The organism is Aurantimicrobium minutum, from assembly GCF_029894165.1.
Classification (GTDB): Bacteria; Actinomycetota; Actinomycetes; order Actinomycetales; family Microbacteriaceae; genus Aurantimicrobium; species Aurantimicrobium minutum_A.
On the sequence record NZ_JARXXU010000001.1, the window covers coordinates 1,548,729 to 1,570,987 of the forward strand.

19 protein-coding genes, 1 tRNA gene and 2 riboswitches are annotated in these 22,259 nt (G+C 56.6%); of the genes, 7 read left to right on the forward strand and 13 right to left on the reverse strand.

The features are described from left to right. Window positions 1-87: 87 nt before the first annotated feature. Both M2119_RS07715 and M2119_RS07720 read right to left on the reverse strand, forming a co-directional pair. Complete coding sequence (locus M2119_RS07715) at window positions 88-933, reverse strand: 3-hydroxyacyl-CoA dehydrogenase family protein (protein ID WP_280804348.1); 846 nt, start codon at window positions 931-933, stop codon at window positions 88-90. A gap of 12 nt (window positions 934-945) precedes the next feature. Beyond that, window positions 946-1,692, reverse strand: a complete 747-nt coding sequence (locus tag M2119_RS07720) for an enoyl-CoA hydratase/isomerase family protein (RefSeq protein WP_280804349.1) — start codon at window positions 1,690-1,692, stop codon at window positions 946-948. Between the two features lie 250 nt (window positions 1,693-1,942). On the opposite strand from M2119_RS07720, the gene M2119_RS07725 reads away from it, so the two are divergent. After that, window positions 1,943-3,313, forward strand: a complete 1,371-nt coding sequence (locus M2119_RS07725) for an NAD-dependent succinate-semialdehyde dehydrogenase (RefSeq protein WP_280804350.1) — start codon at window positions 1,943-1,945, stop codon at window positions 3,311-3,313. Between the two features lie 93 nt (window positions 3,314-3,406). Here M2119_RS07725 and M2119_RS07730 read toward each other — a convergent pair whose 3' ends face one another. Continuing rightward, complete coding sequence (locus tag M2119_RS07730; RefSeq protein ID WP_280804351.1) at window positions 3,407-4,588, reverse strand: CaiB/BaiF CoA transferase family protein; 1,182 nt, start codon at window positions 4,586-4,588, stop codon at window positions 3,407-3,409. 105 nt (window positions 4,589-4,693) lie between these two features. Here M2119_RS07730 and M2119_RS07735 point away from each other — a divergent pair, with 105 nt between their 5' ends. Next, window positions 4,694-5,590 carry a LysR family transcriptional regulator gene (locus tag M2119_RS07735; protein WP_280804352.1) on the forward strand — a complete coding sequence of 299 codons (897 nt, stop codon included), beginning with the start codon at window positions 4,694-4,696 and terminating at the stop codon, window positions 5,588-5,590. On the opposite strand, the gene M2119_RS07740 is transcribed toward M2119_RS07735, so the two are convergent. From M2119_RS07740 to M2119_RS07755, 4 genes are all read right to left on the reverse strand, one after another. After that, a complete protein-coding gene (locus M2119_RS07740) occupies window positions 5,587-6,510 on the reverse strand; it encodes an AEC family transporter (RefSeq protein ID WP_280804353.1) in 924 nt (307 codons plus the stop codon). The genes M2119_RS07735 and M2119_RS07740 overlap by 4 nt on opposite strands. Window positions 6,511-6,597: 87 nt before the next feature. Next, a complete protein-coding gene (locus tag M2119_RS07745) occupies window positions 6,598-7,089 on the reverse strand; it encodes a flavin reductase family protein (RefSeq protein WP_280804354.1) in 492 nt (163 codons plus the stop codon). Between the two features lie 116 nt (window positions 7,090-7,205). Then, entirely contained in the window at window positions 7,206-8,303 is a 1,098-nt protein-coding gene (locus M2119_RS07750; protein ID WP_280804355.1) for an LLM class flavin-dependent oxidoreductase, read from the reverse strand. A 46-nt stretch (window positions 8,304-8,349) separates the two neighbouring features. Then, entirely contained in the window at window positions 8,350-9,138 is a 789-nt protein-coding gene (locus tag M2119_RS07755; RefSeq protein ID WP_280804356.1) for an SDR family oxidoreductase, read from the reverse strand. A 458-nt stretch (window positions 9,139-9,596) separates the two neighbouring features. Between M2119_RS07755 and M2119_RS07760 the strand changes: the two genes are divergently transcribed. Beyond that, a complete protein-coding gene (locus M2119_RS07760; RefSeq protein ID WP_280804357.1) occupies window positions 9,597-10,526 on the forward strand; it encodes a helix-turn-helix domain-containing protein in 930 nt (309 codons plus the stop codon). Here the strand turns inward: M2119_RS07760 and M2119_RS07765 are convergent, their stop codons facing one another. Next, complete coding sequence (locus tag M2119_RS07765; protein ID WP_280804358.1) at window positions 10,527-11,297, reverse strand: SDR family NAD(P)-dependent oxidoreductase; 771 nt, start codon at window positions 11,295-11,297, stop codon at window positions 10,527-10,529. 159 nt (window positions 11,298-11,456) lie between these two features. Between M2119_RS07765 and M2119_RS07770 the strand changes: the two genes are divergently transcribed. Next, window positions 11,457-12,041: a DNA-3-methyladenine glycosylase family protein gene (locus M2119_RS07770; RefSeq protein ID WP_280804359.1), complete on the forward strand. Its 585-nt coding sequence runs from the start codon at window positions 11,457-11,459 to the stop codon at window positions 12,039-12,041. A 40-nt stretch (window positions 12,042-12,081) separates the two neighbouring features. On the opposite strand, the gene M2119_RS07775 is transcribed toward M2119_RS07770, so the two are convergent. Continuing rightward, window positions 12,082-12,154: transfer RNA gene (locus M2119_RS07775), tRNA-Lys, on the reverse strand. A gap of 262 nt (window positions 12,155-12,416) precedes the next feature. On the opposite strand from M2119_RS07775, the gene ald reads away from it, so the two are divergent. Then, a complete protein-coding gene (gene ald / locus M2119_RS07780; protein WP_280804360.1) occupies window positions 12,417-13,532 on the forward strand; it encodes an alanine dehydrogenase in 1,116 nt (371 codons plus the stop codon). A 42-nt stretch (window positions 13,533-13,574) separates the two neighbouring features. Here the strand turns inward: ald and gcvP are convergent, their stop codons facing one another. The 4 genes from gcvP to M2119_RS07800 all read right to left on the reverse strand — a co-directional run bounded on the left by gcvP (window position 13,575) and on the right by M2119_RS07800 (window position 20,008). Next, complete coding sequence (gene gcvP, locus M2119_RS07785) at window positions 13,575-16,475, reverse strand: aminomethyl-transferring glycine dehydrogenase (protein ID WP_280804361.1); 2,901 nt, start codon at window positions 16,473-16,475, stop codon at window positions 13,575-13,577. Between the two features lie 69 nt (window positions 16,476-16,544). Continuing rightward, window positions 16,545-16,916 (reverse strand): glycine cleavage system protein GcvH, encoded by a 372-nt coding sequence (gene gcvH / locus M2119_RS07790; protein ID WP_280804362.1) that lies wholly within the window; start codon window positions 16,914-16,916, stop codon window positions 16,545-16,547. A gap of 2 nt (window positions 16,917-16,918) precedes the next feature. Beyond that, window positions 16,919-18,058 (reverse strand): glycine cleavage system aminomethyltransferase GcvT, encoded by a 1,140-nt coding sequence (gene gcvT / locus M2119_RS07795; protein WP_280804363.1) that lies wholly within the window; start codon window positions 18,056-18,058, stop codon window positions 16,919-16,921. A 33-nt stretch (window positions 18,059-18,091) separates the two neighbouring features. After that, a riboswitch (glycine riboswitch) is annotated at window positions 18,092-18,188 on the reverse strand. Next, a riboswitch (glycine riboswitch) is annotated at window positions 18,189-18,280 on the reverse strand. Between the two features lie 177 nt (window positions 18,281-18,457). Further along, a complete protein-coding gene (locus tag M2119_RS07800; protein ID WP_280804364.1) occupies window positions 18,458-20,008 on the reverse strand; it encodes an APC family permease in 1,551 nt (516 codons plus the stop codon). A 236-nt stretch (window positions 20,009-20,244) separates the two neighbouring features. On the opposite strand from M2119_RS07800, the gene M2119_RS07805 reads away from it, so the two are divergent. Both M2119_RS07805 and nadA read left to right on the forward strand, forming a co-directional pair. After that, on the forward strand, window positions 20,245-20,973 hold the full coding sequence (locus M2119_RS07805; RefSeq protein ID WP_280804365.1) for an NUDIX hydrolase: 729 nt from the start codon (window positions 20,245-20,247) through the stop codon (window positions 20,971-20,973). Next, window positions 20,970-22,256 carry a quinolinate synthase NadA gene (gene nadA, locus M2119_RS07810; protein WP_280804366.1) on the forward strand — a complete coding sequence of 429 codons (1,287 nt, stop codon included), beginning with the start codon at window positions 20,970-20,972 and terminating at the stop codon, window positions 22,254-22,256. The genes M2119_RS07805 and nadA overlap by 4 nt, the downstream gene beginning before the upstream one ends. The last annotated feature ends 3 nt before the right edge of the window (window positions 22,257-22,259 follow it).

Below are 22,259 nucleotides of genomic sequence, written 5' to 3' on the forward strand. Positions count from 1 at the left end.
AATGTTAGTCAGCAGACATTCGACTCACCACGAGTGGTGTTCAAGGCTTAGACACTCCCGTTCTGCACAATACAGACCGATCGAGTCTTAGTCGTTGTAGTCGAAGAAGCCCTTTCCTGACTTACGACCCAGTTCACCGCGAGCCACCATGTCACGCAGAATCTGTGGTGGAGCGAAACGCTCACCCAGGTTTGCGTGGAGATATTCCGCAATGTTGAGGCGTACATCCAAACCGACGAGGTCGGTGGTCTTCAAAGGGCCGGCTGCGTGGCGGTAACCCAGCACCATGGCGGTGTCGATGTCTTCTGCAGACGCAACGCCCTCCTCGAGCATGCGCATTGCTTCAAGAGCAATCGCGACACCGAGGCGAGAACTCGCAAAGCCTGGAGCATCGTTAACAACAATGGGGGTCTTGCCCAAACCGCGGACCCACTTCGACGCTAACGCCGCGAGTTCCTCGGAGGTCCGAGGGGCAAGGACAACCTCAACCAGGGCCGACTGGGGGACGGGGTTGAAGAAGTGCAGACCACAGAAGCGTTCTGGGTTCTTCAACTCAGCAGCAATGTTGGTGATGGAGAGCGACGACGTGTTGGTTGTGAGCCATGCAGAAGATGAAAGGTTTGCTTCCACCGCAGTGAGCGCATTGACCTTGAGGGTGAAGTCTTCAGGAACAGCTTCAACGACGAGCTCGACGTTCTGGAAAGCGGCGTAATCCGTGGTGAAGGTAAAACGTGAGAGGGCTTCTGCGGCATCGATTCCGGTCTTCTCGGCAGCACGCGAGATGGACTTCTCAATGCGGCCACGTGCTGCATCAACCGATGCGTCGTCGCGCTCGACCAGAGTGACGCTGGAACCGGACACGACAAAGGCGTGCGCAATACCGGCACCCATAGTGCCACCGCCGAGCACACCAACTTCTGCTGGAACGTCCATCTGTACTACTTTCTACTTTTTGTTCTTGGTGAGGAATGCATCCATGCGTGCATACTTCTCAGGAGATTCGAACAGGATGGCCTGGGCCAGTTCGTCCACCATGGGGTGTGCTTCACGCGGGGCGTGCATCACCTTCTTGGTCAACTGCACGGCCAGCGAATCCTGGGTGGAAATCTTGTTAGCCAACTCGATGGCAGCCTCAATGAGGTTTTCGGGTTCGTGAATCTCGGTCACGAGGTGGATCGCGAGGGCTTCTTCCGCTTTGAGAATGCGGCCAGCGAGCAGAATCTGCTTCGCAATGGGCTCGCCGACGAGTTCGGTTAGACGCCAGGTGCCACCGGCCGCCGCCAGGATACCGAGACCGGTCTCCGGGTTTCCAATGCGCACGCGGGGAGTGGCGATGCGGAAGTCCGCTGCAAAGGCCAGCTCTGCACCTCCGCCGAGGGCGAAGCCATCTAAGGCCGCAATGACGGGCATGGGCAGTGCTGCAATGCGACGGAAAATTCGGGAGTTGATTCCACGCAGTGCGTCAATGTTGCGTCGTTCCCGCAGCTGAGAGATATCAGCACCAGAGGCAAAGATGGCACCCTTTTCAGTTTCACACCCGGAGAGGATCAAAATCTTGGGCTCGCGCTCGAGGGTGTCACAGAGTTCGTGCAGCTCGTCGACCATCTGCTGGTCAATCGCGTTGCGAACCTCGGGTCGGTTCAGCCGCACATGCACATACGTGGGTGCCTCTTCGATGAGCAGTGCCTTCATGACAACCCCTATTCCGGTTATTTCGGGACATGAAACTGGATTTAGTGTGTCATTCCTCATCGATGCGCGTCAAATACCAAGTGAGTAGGCGATTAGTGACTTTTTTGTATCAATGACCGTGTCCGCGCAGTTCCTCCCGAGAAATTCACACTTCTTGTCAAAAGTGCCTAAGGACTAAACACATCGATGGACATCGCCGGTGTCAGGCAGGAAAATTGAAAAACATCTTTTCATTACATTGGAGTTTGACATGGCAAAATATGCCACCATAAACCCTGCAACCGGCGAGCGCGTTGCAGAGTTCGATGTCATTTCTGACGCAGAGGCGCGACAGATCACCGACCGCTCGAGTGCGGCATACACCGCATGGAAGAAGACCGACCTTGCTGCCCGTACCGAGGTACTGCGCAAGATGGCAACCTTGCACCGTGAACGTGCGGAAGAACTAGCTGCCATCCTCACCCTCGAAATGGGTAAAACCAAGACTCAGGCTCTGGGCGAAGTTGCCCTCGTTGCCAACATCTACGAGTACTACGCAGACAAGGCACCTGAGTTCACTGCAGACGAGCCTCTAGACATTACGGGGACCGGTTCTGCATATGTGCGCACGGAACCTATTGGCGCCCTCGTGGGCATCATGCCGTGGAACTACCCCTACTACCAGGTAGCACGTTTCGCAGCTCCCAACATTGCCTTGGGTAACACCATCATTTTGAAGCACGCCCGTAACTGCCCTCAGTCAGCATTGGCTATTGAGAAGCTGTTCCACGAGGCCGGCCTTCCTGCTGATGTCTACATCAACGCTTTCGCGTCTGCTGCCCAGATCTCTGAGATGATCGCCGACCCTCGCATCCAGGGCGTCTCGCTGACTGGTTCTGAAAAGGCCGGTTCTGCAGTGGGTGAAGTAGCTGGTCGCCACATGAAGAAGTATGTTCTGGAGCTTGGCGGCTCTGACCCCTTCATCGTGTTGGATGATGCCGACCTGGACGCTACTGCGGCAGCTGCTGCCCTGGGTCGCCTGGGTAACTGCGGTCAGGCATGCACCGCCTCCAAGCGCTTCATTGTGTTAGATGCTGTCTATGACGCTTTCGTGGAGAAGTTCGTCGCTGCCGTCAACACCTACCAGACCGGTGACCCCACCGATGCAGAGACAAAGCTCGGCCCCATGTCGTCGAACGAGGCACTCACAGACCTCGACGAACTCGTTCAGGACGCTATCTCTAAGGGTGCAACTGTTCTCGCTGGTGGCGCGAAGCAGGACTCCCCTGGTTCCTTCTACTCCGCGACTCTTCTCTCCGATGTGACCGAAGATATGCGCGCGTATAAAGAAGAGCTCTTTGGACCTGCCGGTGTTGTTTACCGCGTCAAGGATGAGGCTGCAGCTATCGAGTTGGCAAACAACTCTCCCTTCGGCCTCTCCAGCTCCATCTTCACCACCAACCAGGCTCGTGCAGAAAAGATTGCAACGCAGCTGGAAGCGGGTATGGTCTGGATCAACAGCACCAGCCGCAGTGCACCTGACCTCCCCTTCGGTGGCGTCAAGCTCTCTGGTGTGGGCCGCGAGTTGGCTCGATTTGGATTCAACGAGTTCTCCAACAAAAAACTCGTTCGCATCCCCTAGGACTGGCTCGTTCAGTATCTGAATAACTGTGAAGGCCCCGACTCACGTCGGGGCCTTCACAGTTTCAAGGGAGAGTTACTGCACTGAAAGGTCTTATTGCTGTGCCCAGGCACGAATTGCATCGCCGCTCTGGTTCAGCGTGGGGGGAACCAAGTCATAGGTGACCGGGGTCTTGGAGAACAGGGTGGGGTTTCGCACACCAGGCTGAGTCTTCTCCCCCTGGCCCACGGTAACAATGGGTTCGAGACCGATGGACTCCGCAAACTGAATGCCCTGGGCAACGTCATTGATCGGTGCACAGGGAAGGGACTTCGCCCGGAAGAGTTCGAACCATTCGGCCGTGGTCTTGGTCTGCAGAATCTGCTCCAGGATGGGGCGCAGGGCGTCGCGGTGCTGGCTGCGATCACGGTTGGTTGCAAAGCGCGCATCGTCGAGAAGCTCGGGAGCTCCGATTGTTTCTGCAAATACCTTGAACTGGTGGTCGTTGCCGATTGCCAAAATGATGTCGCCATCGCTCGTGGGGAATGGTGAGTAGGGGTAGATGCTGGGGTGTTCATTACCGAGACGTCGAGGAGTCACTCCTGCGATGGCATAGGCACCGGTTTGGTTCACCATGGCGGACAGCGCCGTGGACATGAGGTTGAGTTCAACCAGCTGCCCCTCGCCCGTGTTGGTGCGGTGCTGGAGCGCAGCAAGGATCGCGATACAGGTGTGGAGTCCGGTGAATACGTCGAAGACTGCAACCCCGGCACGGAAAGGAACGGTTTCTGGTGCACCGGTGAGGCTCATCAAACCAGCCGCTCCCTGAACGAGCAGGTCATAGCCCGGCAGGTCTGCGCCACCGGTTGTGCCGAATCCCGTGACGGAGGCATAGATCACGGTGGGGTTCAGGGCCTGCACCGAGGCGTAGTCCAAACCGAAGCGGGCGAGACCGTGAGGCTTAAAATTCTCCACAAAGACGTCGCTCTTGGCCGCAATCTTGCGGGCAATCTCTAGATCGTCTGGATTACGGAAATCAAGGGCAATGGAGTGCTTGTTGCGGTTGATCGACATGTAATAGGTCGATTCACCTTCAAACACGGGTGGCATCCAGCTACGTGTTTCATCGCCTTCCAAGCTCTCCACCTTAAGCACGGTGGCGCCCATGTCTGCCAGCAGCATGGTGCAGTAGGGGGCGGCGAGAACACGGCCAAAGTCGGCCACAACAATCCCTGAGAGAGGGCCGGTTCCAGACCGCTCGAATAAGGAATCAATTTCCTGCTGCGTTACCGACATTGCTACACACTCCTGCTGTTGTACTTCTACTCTGGCCAGTGCGATTAGGACTTGTCAAATACCTATTAGTGCACTCTTTATTGCATTTTCTGCAATAATCTCTGCATGGATTCTAAAGACGTCAGAACCTTCCTTGCCGTTGCGGAAGAGCTCCACTTTGGGCGAGCAGCCGAACGCCTACACATGGCCCAACCACCGGTCAGCCGCACCATTCGTGCACTCGAAGATGAACTCGGTGTTGCCCTGTTTAAGCGCGACACCCGCAACGTTCAATTGACCAATGCAGGGCAAGAACTTGTCCAACCAGCCCGTGACATCATGGAGGCGTTCCGCCGCGCCACACGCATCGTGCAGGCCGCCGGACGAGGGGAAACAGGACTGGTCCGCATCGCTTATGCAGGAGCATCCACTCAGGTGATGGTGGGCCGTCTGGCCCGCGAATCGCGCGAAGCCCTTCCCGGCATTGTGCTGGAACTGCAAAGCCAAAACTTTGCCCAGCCCGCCATGGCGCGAGTATTAACGGGTGAGGTAGATATCGCTCTGGGCCGCTGGGATCATATCCCCGCTGGCGTTGTGACCCGGGTGCTCGCCAGCGAAAATCTTGTGTTGGCTGTTCCGGCCAACCATCGTCTGGCCGGCGCGACAGAGTGTTCCATCACCGATTTCTCCGAAGAACACTTCATTACTCTGGCGCCTCACCCCGGCTCCGTTCTCGGTGATCGGTTCCGGAAACTCTGTCACTCGGCTGGGTTCGAGCCCGATGTCGTGCAGATTGCCCCAGATACCTGGACGGCAATCTCCCTCGTTTCTGCAGGAGTGGGGTGTTCTCTCACGGTGTCGACCGTGGCCAACAACGTGAATGATCCCAATGTGAGCTTCATCACCGTGACGGATGCGTCTGAGCCCGTTGCGTTGTGCATGGCCTGGCTGGAGAATCAAGAAAACGCGGCAGTCGACACGATTCTGAAGCTCTCCGAAGAAATTCTGCCGACCGCGTCCTAAGCAGACATGAGAGCTGCGATGAGGAACATCAGCGGCAAGCTGATGATGGTGGTCGTGAAGACAACATCCCTCGTGGCGAAAACTTCAGCTTTATAGACCGAGGCATAGGTATAAATGTTCTGCGCCGTCGGCAACGAGGCCAGAATCACGGCAGCAAAAAGTTCATGTGGAGCCAGGTGAAACACGAAGTTTCCTACCACATACGCAATGACCGGCATGGCCGCAACTTTGAGCGTAGTGGCCGTCAGCGACACCGGACGATCACCGTCAGCATGAAATACTTTCTGTCCCCGCAACGAGACGCCATACGAGAACAGCAGTAAGGGGACCGCAGCCCCTCCCATGGTGGTCAGTGGCTCCATGATGATGTCCGGGATATCGATATTGGATAGTGAGAGCAGGAGCCCGGCTACGGAAGCCAAAATCAAGGGTGTGAAGAGAGTGCTGGCCAGAATCTTACGAACAGACTTCCCCTGGCCGCGGCTTACTTCAAGTACACCCAAAATCAGCGGCAGGAACAGCACGATCTGCAACATGAGCAACGGGGCGAAGTAGGTCAGATCTCCCAGAACAAACAAGGACACCGGCAGTCCGATGTTGTTGGAGTTGAGATAGATACTGCCGGCAATCCCCATCGTGGTGTCCCCGAGATTGCGGGGGAAAAAGATGCGAGAGAGAAGGACAAAAAGTGCCGCCGTCGCGAGGCTCGTGATCATCACCACGACGATGACGGGTGAAAAGATCTCAGAAACTTCTGTTTTCGCCAGCACCGAGAGCAGAAGCGCAGGGCTAAACACGTAGAACGCGATGCGATTGAGCAACGGTCCCTGTTCAACGGTGAGCAGCCCGAAGCGCGTTGCCAGATAACCGGCACCGATGAGGGCGCCGATGATGGCAAACGCGGTAAGGACACCGTTCACGTCAGTTTCACGCTTTCCTTAAAGGAATAGGGGCGTTCTTTCTGTAAAAAGAAAGGACGCCCCCATTCAAGCTCACGCTGGACGAGATTAGGAAATCTGGTTGGTCTCGTTGAGGTGGTAGTAGTTACGTGCCTGGTACACCAGGGGTGGGTGCGCTTCAGCTGCAGAAGAAGTTTCAATCTGCATCACGAATAGCACGCTGGAACCTGCTTCGACGCGATCGATAAAGGTACCCTGCGCCCATGTCTCCACGCCGGAGATGAGAGGCTCACCGGTCTCGAGGACGGTGTAGTCGAGGTCTGCGAAACGGTCGATACCCGAGGTAGCGAAACGGTCCGCAATGGGACGGTCGTGCTTGCTCAGGAAGTGAACCACGGCCGACTTGGCTTCTGCGACGATTGGCCAGCTGGACGAAGTCTTGTTGATGCTGAAAACCAGCAGGGGTGGCTCTGCAGAAACCGAAATAACGGAAGTTGCGGTGAAACCGGCGAGACGCTCGCCACCGACGGTGATGACTGCAACACCACCTGGGTGGTTGCGGAACAGAGCCCGGTATTCGTCTAATGAGATGTTGGCCATCATGTTCTCCATAAAAGTTTGAATCTAAGTGTGTAACAACCCCGGGTTTACTTTATTCCCGGGGAATGAGCACGGGTGTGCTGGACACGAAGCCCAGCACACCCGTTGGAAAGGTTTTAGGCCTTTACCTTGCTGTTGATCTTTGGCAGAACCTCGTTAGCGAGGAGAGTCATCGTCTGGTGTTCACCAGCGTTGTTCTCGCCTTCGCCGTCCATGACAGCCATCAGCAGGTGACCGAAGTCTCCTACGTTCTCGCGCATAGCTTCGATCTTCTGTGCAACGGTGTCAGGTGAACCGTAGATGACGATGTCGCTAACCAGGTCAGCAACCTTGACATCCTCGTCAGCCATGTTGGGGTCTTCCTTCATTACAGCGGTGTAGTTAGCTGCAACGAGAACCTTCCACAGGTAGTCGAGGTAGAAGAAGTTTCCACCCTCTGGGTTCAGAGCGGCTTCTTCTGCTTCTGCGTCAGTCTTGCGGATGACGACGTTGCGAGCAACGCGCCAGTTCTCGTAGCTCACTTCCTGACCCATAGCTTCGTAACCCTCGCGGATCTTCTGGCCGTGAGACTTGATAACGCCCTCACCACAGAAGTTGGCCGACATGGGGTTCCATCCACGCATGGTTGCAATCTTGACGCTCTCCGAGAAGGGCGACATTGCGGTCGAGAAGATGGGTGGGTTGGGCTTCTGGAATGGCTTGAGCATGGTACCGACGAAGAGGTCGGGGATAACCATGTCCTTGACACCGAAGTCGTAGTACTCAGTCTTGTACTCGTAAGGAGGGTTGCTGTTCCAGATGTCAAGGATGATGTCGAGAGCCTCGTACATCTTCTTTCCACGCATCTCGTTGTCGAGTACGTCGAAGAGCTCCATGTCGGATGCGAGACCGCCGGGTCCGATACCGAAGTTGAAGCGACCGCGTGACATGTGGTCGAACTGTGCAACCTCACCAGCAACGAGTGCAGGGTGGTGGTTGGGCAATGCGATAACACCGGTACCAAGACGAATGTTCTTGGTGCGGTGGATCAGCGAAGCCAAGAAGATCAGTGGCGAAGCAATGGGCTCGGTGAGGCAGGTTACGTGCTCTCCGATGAATACCTCTTCAAATCCAAGCTTGTCAGCAAGGATAATGCGCTCTGCTACTTCTTCGTAGGTGTCAGCCTGGGGACGGTGACCGGGGTGCATTGGCATCCCGAACAGACCAGCTTTCATGTGTTTCTCCTTTGTGTTGGTTTTTACTTAGGTTGTGGAACAGTTTTTAGACGAGGACCATTCCGCCGTCGATCATGACGATTTGGCCGGTCATGTAGTCGGAGTCGGAAGATGCGAGGAATAGAGCGGTGCCGATGATGTCCTCAGGAACACCCTTGCGCCCGATCAGGTTTGCACCCGAGAATGCACCGAAGGCGTCACCGATCTTCTCAGCACTACCGATTTCAACGAGGTCTTCGTCAAGCTTCTTCCAGAGTGGGGTGTCAACTACACCAGGAGCAAAAGCGTTGCTGGTGATGTTGTGCTCAGAAAGTGCGTGAGCTGCAGACTGGTTAAGTGCGTTCACAGCGAACTTGCTAGCGCAGTAAGCAGCGAAGTCGGGGTAACCCTGACGTCCCGCAATGGAAGATACGAGGATGAGCTTTCCGCCATGACCCTGCTTGATCATCTGCTTAGCAGCTTCCTGCTGAGTAATGAGGGTTCCGAGAGCGTTCACGTTGATGGTGTTGGTGAAGTTCTCTTCGGTGGTGTCGAGGAAGTGGGAAGGCTTGATCATTCCAGCAATGTTGAACATGACGTCGAGCTTGCCGAAGTTCTCAACAGCAGCAGTAACTGCAGCAGCAACATCTGAGCGCTTGGTGACGTTTCCTGCAACAGCAATAGCGTTTCCGCCAGCCTTGATGATTTCATCACGAGTTGCGTTAGCTGCGTCAATGTTCATGTCCACGATTGTGAGATCTGCGCCCTCTTTGGCGCATGCAATCGCAATGACACGTCCCATGCCGCTGCCGCCGCCGGTCAACAGGATGCTACGACCCTCTACGCGACCTGACATTGTTTGTCTCCATTCATAAAAGGAGAAACGGACTAACCATCTTGCAATTGTGTTGCAGACCAGTGACAACCGAGGTTTGGACAGAAAGAACTAGTCCAAAGTGTGGATGTAACTGGATCTAGATGATGAGCACCGCCTCCTTGCGGGTTTCTGTCTACCTCTGTTCCGACGAAGGTAATCCGGCGTAACGCGAGTAGGTTATCTAGCTACAATCATCAATCACTTCCCTGAGCATCACCAACGCACTGTGCAATTCTTAGACAGATGCCCTTATGATGAGAGCACCTCAATGGTGAGACCAGAGGAAAGGATCGATTATTTCCACAATCCAGCCCAGTGCTGACCCCAAACGCTCCCCCGTCCAACATGACGAGCTCATTCGTGAATCCTGGGACCGCGCATTTCAGTTTGGCCTCAATCCCGAAAAAGTCGAGATCAATGAGTTCGGCGACGTCGACATGGAGTCCGGTGAACTCGCCCAGGCCGCCATGAAGGTCATTAACGCGACCGCGAGCACTCTCGACGACACCAACACCTGGATTTCTTTCGCCAACTCTGCTGGTGCGATTCGCTACCAGTGGGCCGGGAACGACTCCTTCAAGCGTCAGCTTGACCGCGTCAACGTGGTCCAGGGAGCTGTTATCGCGGAACAGGTTGTCGGCCCCAGCGGTATTTCGATTGCTCTCGCCAGCGGCCAACCCGTCATTGTGAGCGGCGAAGAACACTTCAACTCCCAATGGCGTGATCTCGTATGTGCCGCCAGCCCCGTTGTGCACCCCATGACCAACCAAGTTGTAGGTGCGGTCAACATCACGTGTCTCGCCGTCGAAGAAAACAAACACTTGCGCATTGCGCTGAAGACCGTCGTGAACGGTTTCCAGCAGATTCTTGCTTCGGGCATGCGGTCCCAGCAACGCCGTTTGCTGGATGCTCACCTCCAGACCAAACACATTACGAAGTGCCCCGTCATCACTGTGGATTCCAACACCATGATCGATGAGAAGGACCTTGAGAGCCAGAACTACACGCACTCTATGATTCGCTCCTTCGTGCAGGACCTCCGCCCAGACGCCAAACAAGCTCGCCTCCCCAACGGCAAGCGGGTAACGATTGTGCGCCATGAAGGCAACGAGGGCGAGATGTTCTACTCACTCGTGTTTGATCCGCTGGAGATTTACGCTCCTGCCTCGGTCGAACAGTTTGGCCAAGACGTCCAAGCCAACAACGACATGGACCTCAAGCTCCTCGAACGTGCTGAGCGCGACACCATTTTGGCCACCCTCATTTCACTGCACGGCAACAAGTCACTGGCAGCAGAAATGTTGGGCATTTCTCGAGGCACCCTCTACGAGCGCATCAAGAAATACAACCTGGTGGAGTTCGCCTAACTAGAGCGCCGTACGGCCACCATCGATGGGCAGGTTGACGCCAGTCACCCAGGTGGATTCATCGCTGGCGAGATAGAGCACCGCATACGCCACATCAAGGGGGCGTCCAATGCGCTTGATGGATTGTTCCGTGGTGTTCGCTTTCTCATACTCAGGCAAACCACCAGGGAAATCTCGGGCAATGCCCTCCACCAGGGGTGTGAGGACGGTGCTGGGGTGGACGGAGTTCACTCTGATGTTGTATTTCCCGTAGACCGCAGCATCTTGCTTGGTCATCATCGCCACGGCACCCTTGGCCACGTGATACGCCGTGAACTCTTGATTGCCGATCAGGCCGTAGATCGAGGAGAAGTTCACAATCGAACCAGAGTTTTGCTTCATCATGTAGGGCAGAGCGTGCTTGGTAGAGAAAAAAACACCCTTGACGTCGATGGCGAAGAGGTCATCCCATTCTTGTTCGGATAGTTCATGGGTGGGCTTGTCCACACCAATGACTCCGGCACAGTTCACGAGCACATCAATTGTGCCCAACTGCTGACCCACTTCGGCATATACCGCCGCAACTTCAGCTTCCACCGCAACATTCATGGGCCAGAAGTGCGCCTGTCCACCAGCGGCGTTGATGCCATCGGTGACAGATTGCCCCAATTCGACGTTGTAATCGGTCAACACGACGGTTGCCCCTTCACGCGCAAAGAGTTCCGCTGTGGCCTGCCCCATGCCTGAAGCGGCACCGGTGATGACAGCAATCTTGTTTTCTAAACGACCCATGATCGGCACTCCTTTGTGTTGAAAACTTACGGTGGCGTACGCATCACGGTAATACACTGACCCAGCCCTGGCGAGGGCGGTGTTCAGGCTTCGCTCAGTTCCTCGTGACCTGCCCTGACTACGCTTGAGAAACGGTTCCCCCAGAGGATGAGAGACTCCATGACGCATGCTCCCCATCTGGACTTCCTGCGGTCTGCATGCCCGGTGATGAATTCTCTCATCGAAGAACATGGACCCCTACATCTCACGGCACAACCCGTGGAGAACTACTTTGGCATCCTGGTCTCCACCATTGTGGGACAGCAGCTCTCGGCCAAAGCGGCCGACACCATCTCGGCCCGCGTTGCTGAACGAGCAGGCGAGATGACCCCCGATGCGGTGCATGCGCTGAGCCTTGAGGACCTTCGTGCATGTGGGCTCTCTCAATCGAAATCTCGAGCTATTTCGAATCTTGCCGAGAAATTCTCTGCCGATCACCTCCCCATTCACGACTTTGCTGGCATGCCCGAAGAGGAGGTTCATGCGCTACTGATCAAGGAGCCCGGGATTGGTCCGTGGACCAGTGAAATGTTCATGCTCGCGGCGTTGGCCAAAGAAGATGTCTGGTCTCTCGGTGATGCCGCCTTACGCAAAGCAGTGAGAAACAATTTCGGGGAAGACGTCGACATCGACGAGATAGCCCTCAGGTGGAAGCCCTACCGTTCGGTCGCTTCCCTGTATTTGTGGAAGACCATCGACGGTTAACACAAAAAGACCACCTGGCGAGAGGTGGTCTTCCTGTTTGTGCACCCCCCGGGACTTGAACCCGGAACCCACTGATTAAGAGTCAGTTGCTCTGCCAATTGAGCTAGAGGTGCAGTTGGTTCGAAATTGTGTTCCGAACCGAAGGTCAACAATATCATTCGAGCGCAACGAGGTCGAATTGAGTCATGGGACGCGTCACATTGGCCCTCCGGAAGTTGGATTCGCATACTCACTGAACTATTGAAATCCTCTTGATTTAATCCAGAATTTACGAAATCCGTATCAATTTTCTAAAAATACTTCCGATTTCGTTGTAAAGCTCGGTAAAGTACAAGAGTGCTGATTGGGAAGAAATCAGCCTCATCAAGGAGTGTCATGAAGGTCGCAGTTCCTACCGAAATCAAGAACAACGAGTTCCGCGTAGCCATTACCCCCGCGGGTGTGCACGATCTCGTTGGTAACGGGCATGAGGTACTGGTGCAATCGGGCGCCGGTGTGGGCTCCTCCATTACCGATGAAGCATATGTCGCAGCAGGTGCCACGATCCTGGCCACCGCGGAGGAGATCTGGGCATCCGCTGATGTTCTTCTCAAGGTAAAAGAACCTATCGCGAGCGAATACCGCTACTTCCGTGAAGGACTCGTACTTTTCACCTACCTTCACCTAGCGGCAGAACCGGAGCTCACTCAGGCACTTGTCGAAGCCAAAGTCACCGGTATTGCCTATGAGACCGTTCAGCTCCCCACACGCCAGCTCCCCTTGCTCGCTCCCATGAGCGAGGTAGCAGGCCGTCTGGCCCCGATTCTCGGAGCAAACGCCATGCTCAAGCCCAATGGCGGTCCTGGCTTACTCGTTCCCGGCGTTCCCGGAACCCACCCCGCCAAGGTAGTTGTTCTCGGTGGCGGCGTTGCCGGCACCAATGCCGTGCAGGTCGCCGCAGGAATGGGCGCAGACGTGACCGTGCTGGATACCAACCTGTTCCGCCTACGAGAACTCGATGCCCTCTATGACGGCCGCGTCAAAACCATTGCATCGAACTCGTTTGAAATTGAAAAGGCCTGTCTCGAAGCAGACATGGTGATTGGATCTGTCCTTATTCCAGGCGCCAAGGCTCCCAAGCTTGTCAGCAACGACCTAGTCAAGCGCATGAAGCCCGGGAGCGTGCTCGTGGATATTGCCGTGGACCAAGGTGGCTGCTTCGCTGACACTCACCCCACCACCCACGCAGAACCCACTTTCCCTGTTCACAACTCACTGTTCTACTGCGTGGCGAACATGCCCGGTGCTGTTCCTCACACCTCTACCTACGCGCTGACAAACGCGACGCTGCCGTACCTGCGCTCTATAGCCAACAATGGCTGGCATGCCGCACTCAAAGCCGATCCTTCATTGCGCTTAGGACTGAACACCTTCGATGGCACCGTGACGAATGCACCTGTCGCCCAGGCCGTGGGACTTCCCGCCAGCGACCTCGACGCGATCTTCGCCTAAACCTCTAACCACAAGAGCCCCTCGACAGAGGGGCTCTTGTGGTTAGTTCTCGAACGCTTCCGGTGGTGGGCAGGAGCACACCAGATTACGGTCACCGTAGGCATTGTCAATGCGGCGAACGGGAGCCCAGTATTTGCTGCGCACACGCATCGTGCGGGTAGCAGCGTCGAGGCCCTCAGCAAAGGGATACACGGCCTTCTCCCGCGAGTAAGGGTGGTTCCACTCCCCCACGATGGACGCAGCAGTGTGAGGAGCGTTGTGCAGGGGGTTGTCCTCTGCGGGCCACTCGCCTGCAAGAACAGCGTCTGCTTCGGCCTTGATAGTGATCATGGCGTTGATGAAACGCTCGATCTCCTCAAGATCCTCCGATTCGGTGGGCTCAATCATGAGCGTGCCAGCAACGGGGAAGCTCATCGTGGGTGCATGGAAACCAAAGTCCACCAAACGCTTGGCAACATCATCCACGGTCACACCGGTCTCTGCCGTCAGGGGGCGCAGGTCGAGAATGCACTCGTGGGCAACCAGGCCGTTATCCCCGGTGTAGAGGGTGGGGAAATGAGCTTCGAGTCGCTTGGAAATGTAGTTCGCCGCCAACACAGCTGATGCTGTCGCGTCACGGATACCCTGCTCCCCCATCATGCGCACGTATGCCCATGAGATGGGCAGAATGCTGGGTGAGCCATAGGGCGCTGCCGAGATTTGTGCACCGTCGTGAGTGACGGTGGAGACCGTGTCTCCCTCCACCAACACGTGGTGAGGGTTCTGAATTGCGAAGTGACCGGGCAGGTAGGGCGCGAGGTGAGCCTTCGCTGCTACGGGACCCACACCGGGACCGCCACCGCCGTGAGGGATGCAGAAGGTCTTGTGGAGGTTGAGGTGCGAGACATCGCCACCGAAATCACCGAAGCGTGCAAAACCTGTCATGGCGTTGAGGTTGGCGCCGTCGACGTAGACCTGACCACCGGCCGCATGAACTGCCGCAGTGATTGCGGGCACTTCGTGCTCATACACACCGTGAGTAGACGGGTAGGTGATCATGAGGGCAGCGAGCTTGTCGCCCTGCTCCGCGATCTTGGCGCGGAGATCATCGAGATCTACGTTGCCAACCTCATCACAGGCGACCACAACAACGCTCATTCCGGCAAGGACTGCTGAAGCCGCATTGGTGCCGTGGGCGCTGGAGGGAATCAAGCAGACGGTGCGCTGCGCATCGCCGTTAGCCAGATGGTATCCGCGGATAGCCATGAGCCCTGCGAGCTCTCCCTGACTGCCCGCATTGGGCTGGAGGGACACGGTGTTATAGCCAGTGAGGTCGACCAGCCATTTTTCCAACTGCGCAATGAGCTCTAGGTATCCAGCAACGTCTTCAGCGGGCGCGAAGGGGTGCAGCCCTCCAAACTCTGGCCACGTCACTGCTTCCATTTCGGTCGCAGAGTTCAGCTTCATCGTGCAGGAGCCCAGAGGGATCATGCCGCGGTCGAGGGCGTAGTCAAAGTCAGCTAAACGCTTGAGATAGCGCATCATGCTGGTTTCGCTGCGATGGGTGTTGAACACGGGGTGCTCGAGATAGGCCGAGGTGCGAACCAGACCTGCAGGAAGGGCAGCAGGAACGACTGCAAATGCTGCGTCTGCGCCAAAGAAGCCGGCCACGGCTTCCACTTCACCGGGGGTAGTGGTCTCATCCACGGAGAGGGTCAAACTGTCCTGATCCACGATGTGGAAGAGGTAGCCGCCCTGCTTGGCGGCCTCTGCAATGGTGACTGCCTTGCCTGGAACACTGACGTGCAAAGTGTCAAAGAAGTTGTCGTGAGTGACGGTGACACCGCCGGCGCGAAGAATCGCGGCCAGTGCGGTGGCTTTCTCGTGCACCTCGGTGGCGATATCTTTCAAGCCCTCAGGACCGTGATAGACCGCATACATCCCAGCCATGACGGCCAGGAGAACCTGTGCCGTACAAATGTTCGAGGTAGCCTTGTCGCGACGAATGTGCTGCTCACGCGCCTGCAGAGTCAGGCGGTAAGCCGGTTCACCATTGGCATCGAGAGAAACACCCACCAAACGACCCGGCATGCTGCGTTCGAGGCCTGCACGCACAGCCAAGAAGCCCGCGTGGGGTCCTCCAAAGCCGAGGGGAACACCGAAACGCTGCGAGGAACCCACGGCAACATCGGCGCCCAGTTCAGCAGGCGAAGACAGGAGGGTGAGGGCAAGCAGGTCGGCGGCCACAATGGCGATCGCGCCGGAAGCCTTCGCCGTCTCGATTACGGCGCGCGGGTCCCAAATCCGCCCGTTCGCTCCGGGGTACTGGATGAGCACACCAAAGGCATCCGGAAGTTCTGCACCCGCGGCGAGATCCAGTTCAACAACCTCAATACCTACTGCATCAACGCGGCCAGCAATCAGGCTCTTGGTCTGGGCCAAGGTGTTGACGTCCACCACGAACACGTTGGAGTCAACCTTGGAAGAACGACGGGCGAGGAGCATGGCTTCAACCGCAGACGTGCTCTCATCGAGCATCGAACCGTTAGCGGTGGAGAGACCGGTGAGGTCGGTGACCATAGTTTGGAAGTTGATGATTGCTTCCAGACGACCCTGCGAGATTTCAGGCTGGTAGGGGGTGTAGGCGGTGTACCAGCTGGGGTTTTCGAGCACGTTGCGCTTGATCACTGCAGGGGTAATGGTGTCGTAGTAGCCCTGACCAATGAGGGAACGGCGAATAGTGTTCTTCGCCGCCAGCTCACGAAGCTCGGCGATGGTCTCCCGCTCAGTTGCTGGCTCAGGGAGCAGAGATGAGCCGGCGGCACGGAACTGGTCGACGTGAATCGACTCGGGGATAGCAGCCTCGATGAGGTGCTCGATGCTGTCATATCCCAGCTGCGTGAGCATGTGTGCTTGAGCAGCAGAATCAGTTCCGATGTGACGGGTGACGAACGCGTTCGACATTTATTTTCCTTGCGTGAGGGACGTACAAGTCGTGGTGTTATCTGAGTGCTACACGAGGTAGCGACGAATTTATTCGCCCGTGAGTGCGGTGTAGGCAGCTGCATCGAGCAGTGCAGGTGCATCAGAGATGCTGATCTTGATCAACCAACCGGCGCCGAAAGGGTCGTCGTTGACAAGCTCGGGACTGGAAACCACGGCGTCGTTGACCTCGGTGACAGTTCCCGTTGCGGGAGCGTAGAGCTCACCAACTGACTTGGTAGATTCGATCTCGCCGACGACGGTTCCCGCTGTGATTGCAGCGCCAACTTTGGGGAGCTCGACGTAGACAACATCTCCGAGTTTCTCGGCGGCATAGGCGGTAATTCCAACGGTGGCCTGGTCGCCCTCGACAAGGAGCCATTCGTGTTCTTCGGTGTACTGAAGGTTGGTGGGGTTTGACATGGTTAGTTCTTCTTTCTGCTGTAGAAGGGGAGAGCGGTCACGGTGTAAGGAAGGCGGGTTCCACGGATGTCGACGTCAACAACTGTTCCGAGATCGGAAACGGTGGGGTCAACGTATGCCATGGCGACGGGATATTCGAGGGTGGGCGAAAGAGCACCGGAGGTAACCATGCCCACGGCAACATCACCGGAGTACACCTCGTAATCTGCACGGGCTGCGCGCTTGCCTTCACCAACGAGGCCGACGAGCACGCGTGCATCTGCAGGAGTGCCTTTTTCTGTGGCAGCGCGACCAACAAAGTCGCCTTCTTTACTCAGGGCCACAACCTTGCCCAGCCCTGCCTGTGCAGGAGCAGTGGTGAGGTCGAGTTCGTGACCATAGAGTGGCATTCCTGCTTCGAGGCGCAGAGTGTCGCGGCAGGCCAAACCGGTAGGAACAAGTCCACGGCTTTCACCCGCGATCATGAGCGCATTCCACAGTTGAGCTGCGTGCTGAACATCTACGTAGAGTTCGAAACCGTCTTCACCGGTGTAGCCGGTGCGTCCGATCAGCATCGGGTTCCCCAAGTAGGTGGCGGGCAACGACCAGTAGTACTTGAGGGCATCGAGGGTGGGCTCCGGACGCGTGGCTGCGTCTGCAGCGAGCTCCAGCCCGACCGCGTGTTGAACAATATCGAGAGCATTAGGCCCCTGCACGGCGATGAGGGCAGTGGCGTCGCTTTCATCCTTGACCGAGACGTCGAAGCCTGTAGTGCGGTGGTTGAGAGCATCAACGGCCTGGAAACGATTACCCGCGTTGGCCACGACAAGCCAGTGCTGCTCGCCCACGCGGTACACAACGAGGTCATCAATGATGCCGCCTGCGTCGTTAAGCAGCAGGGAATACTTTGCCTGGCCAATGTTGATAGCTGAAAGCTTGCCTGCGAGGGCGTAGTCCAAGAACACACCAGCATCGGGGCCGGTGACAGAGATTTCAGCCATGTGGGAGATATCGAAAATCCCTGCGGCAGTTCGGACAGCGTGGTGCTCAGCCAAGTCACTGTCGTAGCGCACGGGCATCATGAAACCGGCGAAGTCGGTGAAGCTGGCACCGAGCGATTCGTGCACGGCGTGCAGCGGGGAATAGCGAGGTGTGTCTGACATGAGTTCTCCGTTCGGCAATGACCTACGTGTGGGAACTCCCCCTCTGTCATTGGTGCCTGAGAGCTTCACTACCAAAGCAGCTTTCACCGTGGGCGAGATGTCTTGTTCGGCATCTTCTTTTCAGAGTGGTCCGTCCGATGCGGTACGCGTACCTGAGAGATTGTCGGGGAGGATTGCTCCTTCGGTGTTCACCTCGAAAGTGAACTCTCCCGCATCGATCGCTTGACCTCGATATTCAGTTTGTGTTCCCAGTCTAAGGGCGAAGCAGGGCTATGGGCGCATGGTTTTCCCCGAGAACGGGAGCTTTATGGAAACTCACCTCAACTGAGGGTTGAAGGTAGAGAAACGGTTCACCCCGCCTCGATACCGAGACGGGGTGAACGTTCCCAACAGGAATTTCTAATCTGCGGTGTGAGCTCGACGCTCCAAGGTCTTTCCCTTGAAGTAGTCGCTGTTGACCAAGTTCCACCAGATCATCAGAATGGCGCCCACCGCAATGGACATCAAACCGACGACACCGACAGCACCCGCACCAAAAATGGTGACGTTATTTCCGGCGTCATCGACTAACCAGTCCGGCAACATGAACTGCTGAAGTCCATAGATGAAGACCACGGTCATGATGAGGCCCCCCAGGAGCGGGATCAGACCACGCATGAAGAAGTTACGAGCGTTCATGAACAGTGTCTTCCGGAAGAACCAGGTCGAGGCGAAACCGGTTAGACCGTAGTACACAGCGATGAGCAGTCCCAAAGATCCAATCAATGCGACGAGCAGGTTGGGGCTCACCAAAGTGAACAGGAGATAGAACACGGCCGAGATGATTCCCATACCCCAGGTCGCCCAGGTGGGGGTGAGGAACTTGGGGTGCATCTTGGTGAAGTGCGAAGGCAGAGCCTTGTAAGCAGCCATCGAGAGTGCTCCGCGAGCGGTCGGCAAAATCGTGGTTTGGGTCGAGGCAGCTGCCGAGGTCAGAATCGAGGCAGCCAAGAGCAGCATCATGATGTGGCCAAGAACGCTGTCTCCGAAGAGAGTGGGCCCGATGGCAGCAAAAATATCTCCTGCATTGTCAGGGTTACCCAGTCCGATACCTGTCTCTCCTGCTCCCGCGAAGGCGAGCGAGCCCACGGTAACCAGGAGGTAGGTGACAACCAACAGAAGGGTGCTAATCACGGCAGCATTACCTGGGGTCTTTTTAGGATTAGAGGTTTCTTCGTTGATGGCAACTGCCGTGTCCCAGCCCCAGTAAATAAACATAGCGGTGAGAACAGCAGGGGCAATAGCGCTTCCGAAAGGCAGCGAGAACGGGTTGAACCAGCTGAGTTCCGGCAACGCAGACTCGGCAATGCCGTTCCCGCTGTAGACGCGGAAGAGAGCAACTGCGGCAAAGGCAATCAGGACGACAACTTCAATCGCGAGGAGCCAGTACTGCAGCCGTGCGGAAATCTCCACGCCGCGGTATGCGATCCACGTCATAAGGAAGATCCAGACCAATCCAGCGACGGTGGACCACAGCACATCTCCAGAGATCGCGGTGATGTCAGGGTTGCTGAAAACTTCTCCAACAAATGTGAAGGAATAGGAACCAGCGATTTGGGCCAGGTTCGCCATCACAATGATGTCAGCAGCCATGAGCGCCCATCCGCCCATCCATCCGGTACGAGTGCCAAATGCACGCGCCGCCCAGGTGAAGACCGTGCCACAGTCAGGCTCGACCTTGTTGAGTTCCTTATAGGCAACCGAGATAAAGAACATGGGGATAAAGGCAAGAATGATGATGCCGGGTGCTTGGAAACCTACAAGGGTTTCACCACCCAAAACGATGAAGCCCAGAGCCGCCGCAAGGCTATAGGCCGGGGCGGTGGAAGCCATACCGACAACGACGCTCGAGAGTAATCCCAAGGCCCCTGTCTTGAGGCCTTTTTGGCCCGTGAGGTCAGTGGTTGACATGCAGTGATGCTCCTTTTTTCGTCCGTCGCTCAGCGCTGAACGACGAGTGATATTCACACTTAACTCCGATTCAGTAGGGATTTCTACCTTTGGCCCACGATTTCGATAGTTATTTACACAAACGCAATCAAATGCGCAGTTATCGAACACTTCTGACCGACCTAGCGTTCGAGTCAGATTGACACTAAGATAGATTCACTTAGAGTCAATCTGACTCTTACAACGAAGTAGGGTCCATGTCTGCCTTAGAAAGTCACGTCGCGCTCGCCGTCTCCACGGTGATCTTTGCGTTGCGCCCTTCGGCAACCGGAGAACCCGAGCTGGTCATCCCCCTCGTACGGCGAATTCGTGCCCCCTACGAAGGTCAATGGGCATTGCCCGGCGGTCCACTCAACACCGATGAGGACCTCTCTCAGGCTGCGTCCCGCACCCTCCTCGAGACCACGGCTCTCGAGCCTCGTTATCTCGAGCAGCTCTATGCTTTCGGCCAGCTCGATCGCTCCCCCGATGATCGCGTGGTCTCGATTGTGTACTGGGCACTCGTCGCAGGCGACGAAGCCGACCGCGCAATCCAGAGCGAAAACGTGCAATGGTTCGCTGCTGATGATCTGCCCGAACTGGCCTTTGACCACAACCTCATCGTGGACTACGCCCTCTGGCGCCTCCGCACCAAGCTGGAGTATTCCCGCATTGCGCATGGTTTCCTCGGGGAAACCTTCACGCTCGCACAGTTGCGTGAAGTGTATGAAATTGTCCTGCGGAGGCCACTGGATCCTGGAAACTTCCGCCGCATGGTGGAAGCTTCCGGCACTGTCGTCCCCACCGGCGAGCGCTTGGCCGGAACCCGGCACCGCCCACCCCAGCTTTACCGTTACGACACCTCCATAGACCTGACCGACCAAGGTCCCCTATCTCGCTTGAGTGCGCCCCGCACCCTGGCTTCCACCCGAGGAGAAAACAGATGACATCGACCGCCTCGGTCAACGACCGCATCCAGCTCATTGCTTCCGGTAAGAGCGAAGAGAGCACGTGCTCTCCGTCACTGGCGAAGGGGCCGTGGGAATTCGATACCGGCACACCAGGCTATGGCCCCGGTGCCTCGATGGGGGATGTTATCCCGACCGGCTCCCCTGTTCAGGGTGGTTTGCCAGAGGAATACAAAACGGCAACCAATGAAGAGCTCCACGCACGGATTCGCGCAGCGAAAGATACCTTGGGTGACCGTGTCGTTATTCTCGGTCACTTCTATCAGCGTGATGAAATCGTGCAGCACGCAGACTACCTGGGTGACTCGTTCCAGCTGGCTGTCGCCGCGAAAGGCCGCCCCGAAGCCGAAGCCATCGTATTCTGTGGCGTTCACTTCATGGCTGAAACCGCAGACATCCTCTCGAGTGACCACCAGAAGGTAATCCTCCCCAATCTTGCAGCAGGCTGCTCCATGGCAGACATGGCGGATATCGACTCTGTGACCCAGTGTTGGGAACAGCTCGAGGACCTCTATGGCACCGAACCCGACGAGCAGGGCCGCGTTCCCGTCATCCCCGTGACCTACATGAACTCGTCAGCAGCGCTCAAAGGTTTCTGCGGTGAGCACGGTGGCATTGTCTGCACCTCGTCTAATGCCGCCACCGTGCTGGAGTGGGCTTTTGAACGTGGACAGCGTGTGTTGTTCTTCCCCGACCAGCACCTGGGCCGGAACACTGCCAAGGCAATGGGCATCTCGGTCGATGACATGCCTTTGTGGTGGGGGCGCAAGCCCCTGGGCGGAAACACACAAGCCGACCTGGAAAATGCCAAAGTCATTTTGTGGAATGGCTTCTGCTCGGTGCACAAGCGCTTCACGGTTGACCAGATCGACAAGGCACGTGCCGAGCACCCTGGTGTTCGCGTGATTGTTCACCCCGAAAGCCCCATGGCCGTGGTGGATGCCTCTGACGAGTATGGTTCCACTGACTACATCCGGAAGGCAGTCGAAGCAGCAACTGAACCCACCACCTTTGCGATTGGGACTGAGATCAACATGGTGCAGCGCCTGGCCGCGCAGCACCCGGAACACACCATCTTCTGCTTAGACCCCGTGGTGTGCCCCTGCTCGACGATGTATCGAATCCATCCCGGGTATCTTGCCTGGGTGCTTGAGCGCCTCGTCGCCGGTGAAGTGGTCAACCAAATTGTCGTAGACGAGTCGGTGGCTGAACCTGCTCGCGTTGCACTGGAGAGGATGTTGGCCGCCAAGCCAGCCAACTAATCC

Coding starts and splice junctions, on each gene's coding strand:
- M2119_RS07715 (WP_280804348.1), bottom strand. CDS start 933: ATGGACGTTCCAGCAGAAGTTGGTGTGCTCGGCGGTGGCACTATGGGT.
- M2119_RS07720 (WP_280804349.1), bottom strand. CDS start 1,692: ATGAAGGCACTGCTCATCGAAGAGGCACCCACGTATGTGCATGTGCGG.
- M2119_RS07725 (WP_280804350.1), top strand. CDS start 1,943: ATGGCAAAATATGCCACCATAAACCCTGCAACCGGCGAGCGCGTTGCA.
- M2119_RS07730 (WP_280804351.1), bottom strand. CDS start 4,588: ATGTCGGTAACGCAGCAGGAAATTGATTCCTTATTCGAGCGGTCTGGA.
- M2119_RS07735 (WP_280804352.1), top strand. CDS start 4,694: ATGGATTCTAAAGACGTCAGAACCTTCCTTGCCGTTGCGGAAGAGCTC.
- M2119_RS07745 (WP_280804354.1), bottom strand. CDS start 7,089: ATGGCCAACATCTCATTAGACGAATACCGGGCTCTGTTCCGCAACCAC.
- M2119_RS07750 (WP_280804355.1), bottom strand. CDS start 8,303: ATGAAAGCTGGTCTGTTCGGGATGCCAATGCACCCCGGTCACCGTCCC.
- M2119_RS07755 (WP_280804356.1), bottom strand. CDS start 9,138: ATGTCAGGTCGCGTAGAGGGTCGTAGCATCCTGTTGACCGGCGGCGGC.
- M2119_RS07760 (WP_280804357.1), top strand. CDS start 9,597: ATGGAGTCCGGTGAACTCGCCCAGGCCGCCATGAAGGTCATTAACGCG.
- M2119_RS07765 (WP_280804358.1), bottom strand. CDS start 11,297: ATGGGTCGTTTAGAAAACAAGATTGCTGTCATCACCGGTGCCGCTTCA.
- M2119_RS07770 (WP_280804359.1), top strand. CDS start 11,457: ATGACGCATGCTCCCCATCTGGACTTCCTGCGGTCTGCATGCCCGGTG.
- ald (WP_280804360.1), top strand. CDS start 12,417: ATGAAGGTCGCAGTTCCTACCGAAATCAAGAACAACGAGTTCCGCGTA.
- gcvP (WP_280804361.1), bottom strand. CDS start 16,475: ATGTCGAACGCGTTCGTCACCCGTCACATCGGAACTGATTCTGCTGCT.
- gcvH (WP_280804362.1), bottom strand. CDS start 16,916: ATGTCAAACCCCACCAACCTTCAGTACACCGAAGAACACGAATGGCTC.
- gcvT (WP_280804363.1), bottom strand. CDS start 18,058: ATGTCAGACACACCTCGCTATTCCCCGCTGCACGCCGTGCACGAATCG.
- M2119_RS07800 (WP_280804364.1), bottom strand. CDS start 20,008: ATGTCAACCACTGACCTCACGGGCCAAAAAGGCCTCAAGACAGGGGCC.
- M2119_RS07805 (WP_280804365.1), top strand. CDS start 20,245: ATGTCTGCCTTAGAAAGTCACGTCGCGCTCGCCGTCTCCACGGTGATC.
- nadA (WP_280804366.1), top strand. CDS start 20,970: ATGACATCGACCGCCTCGGTCAACGACCGCATCCAGCTCATTGCTTCC.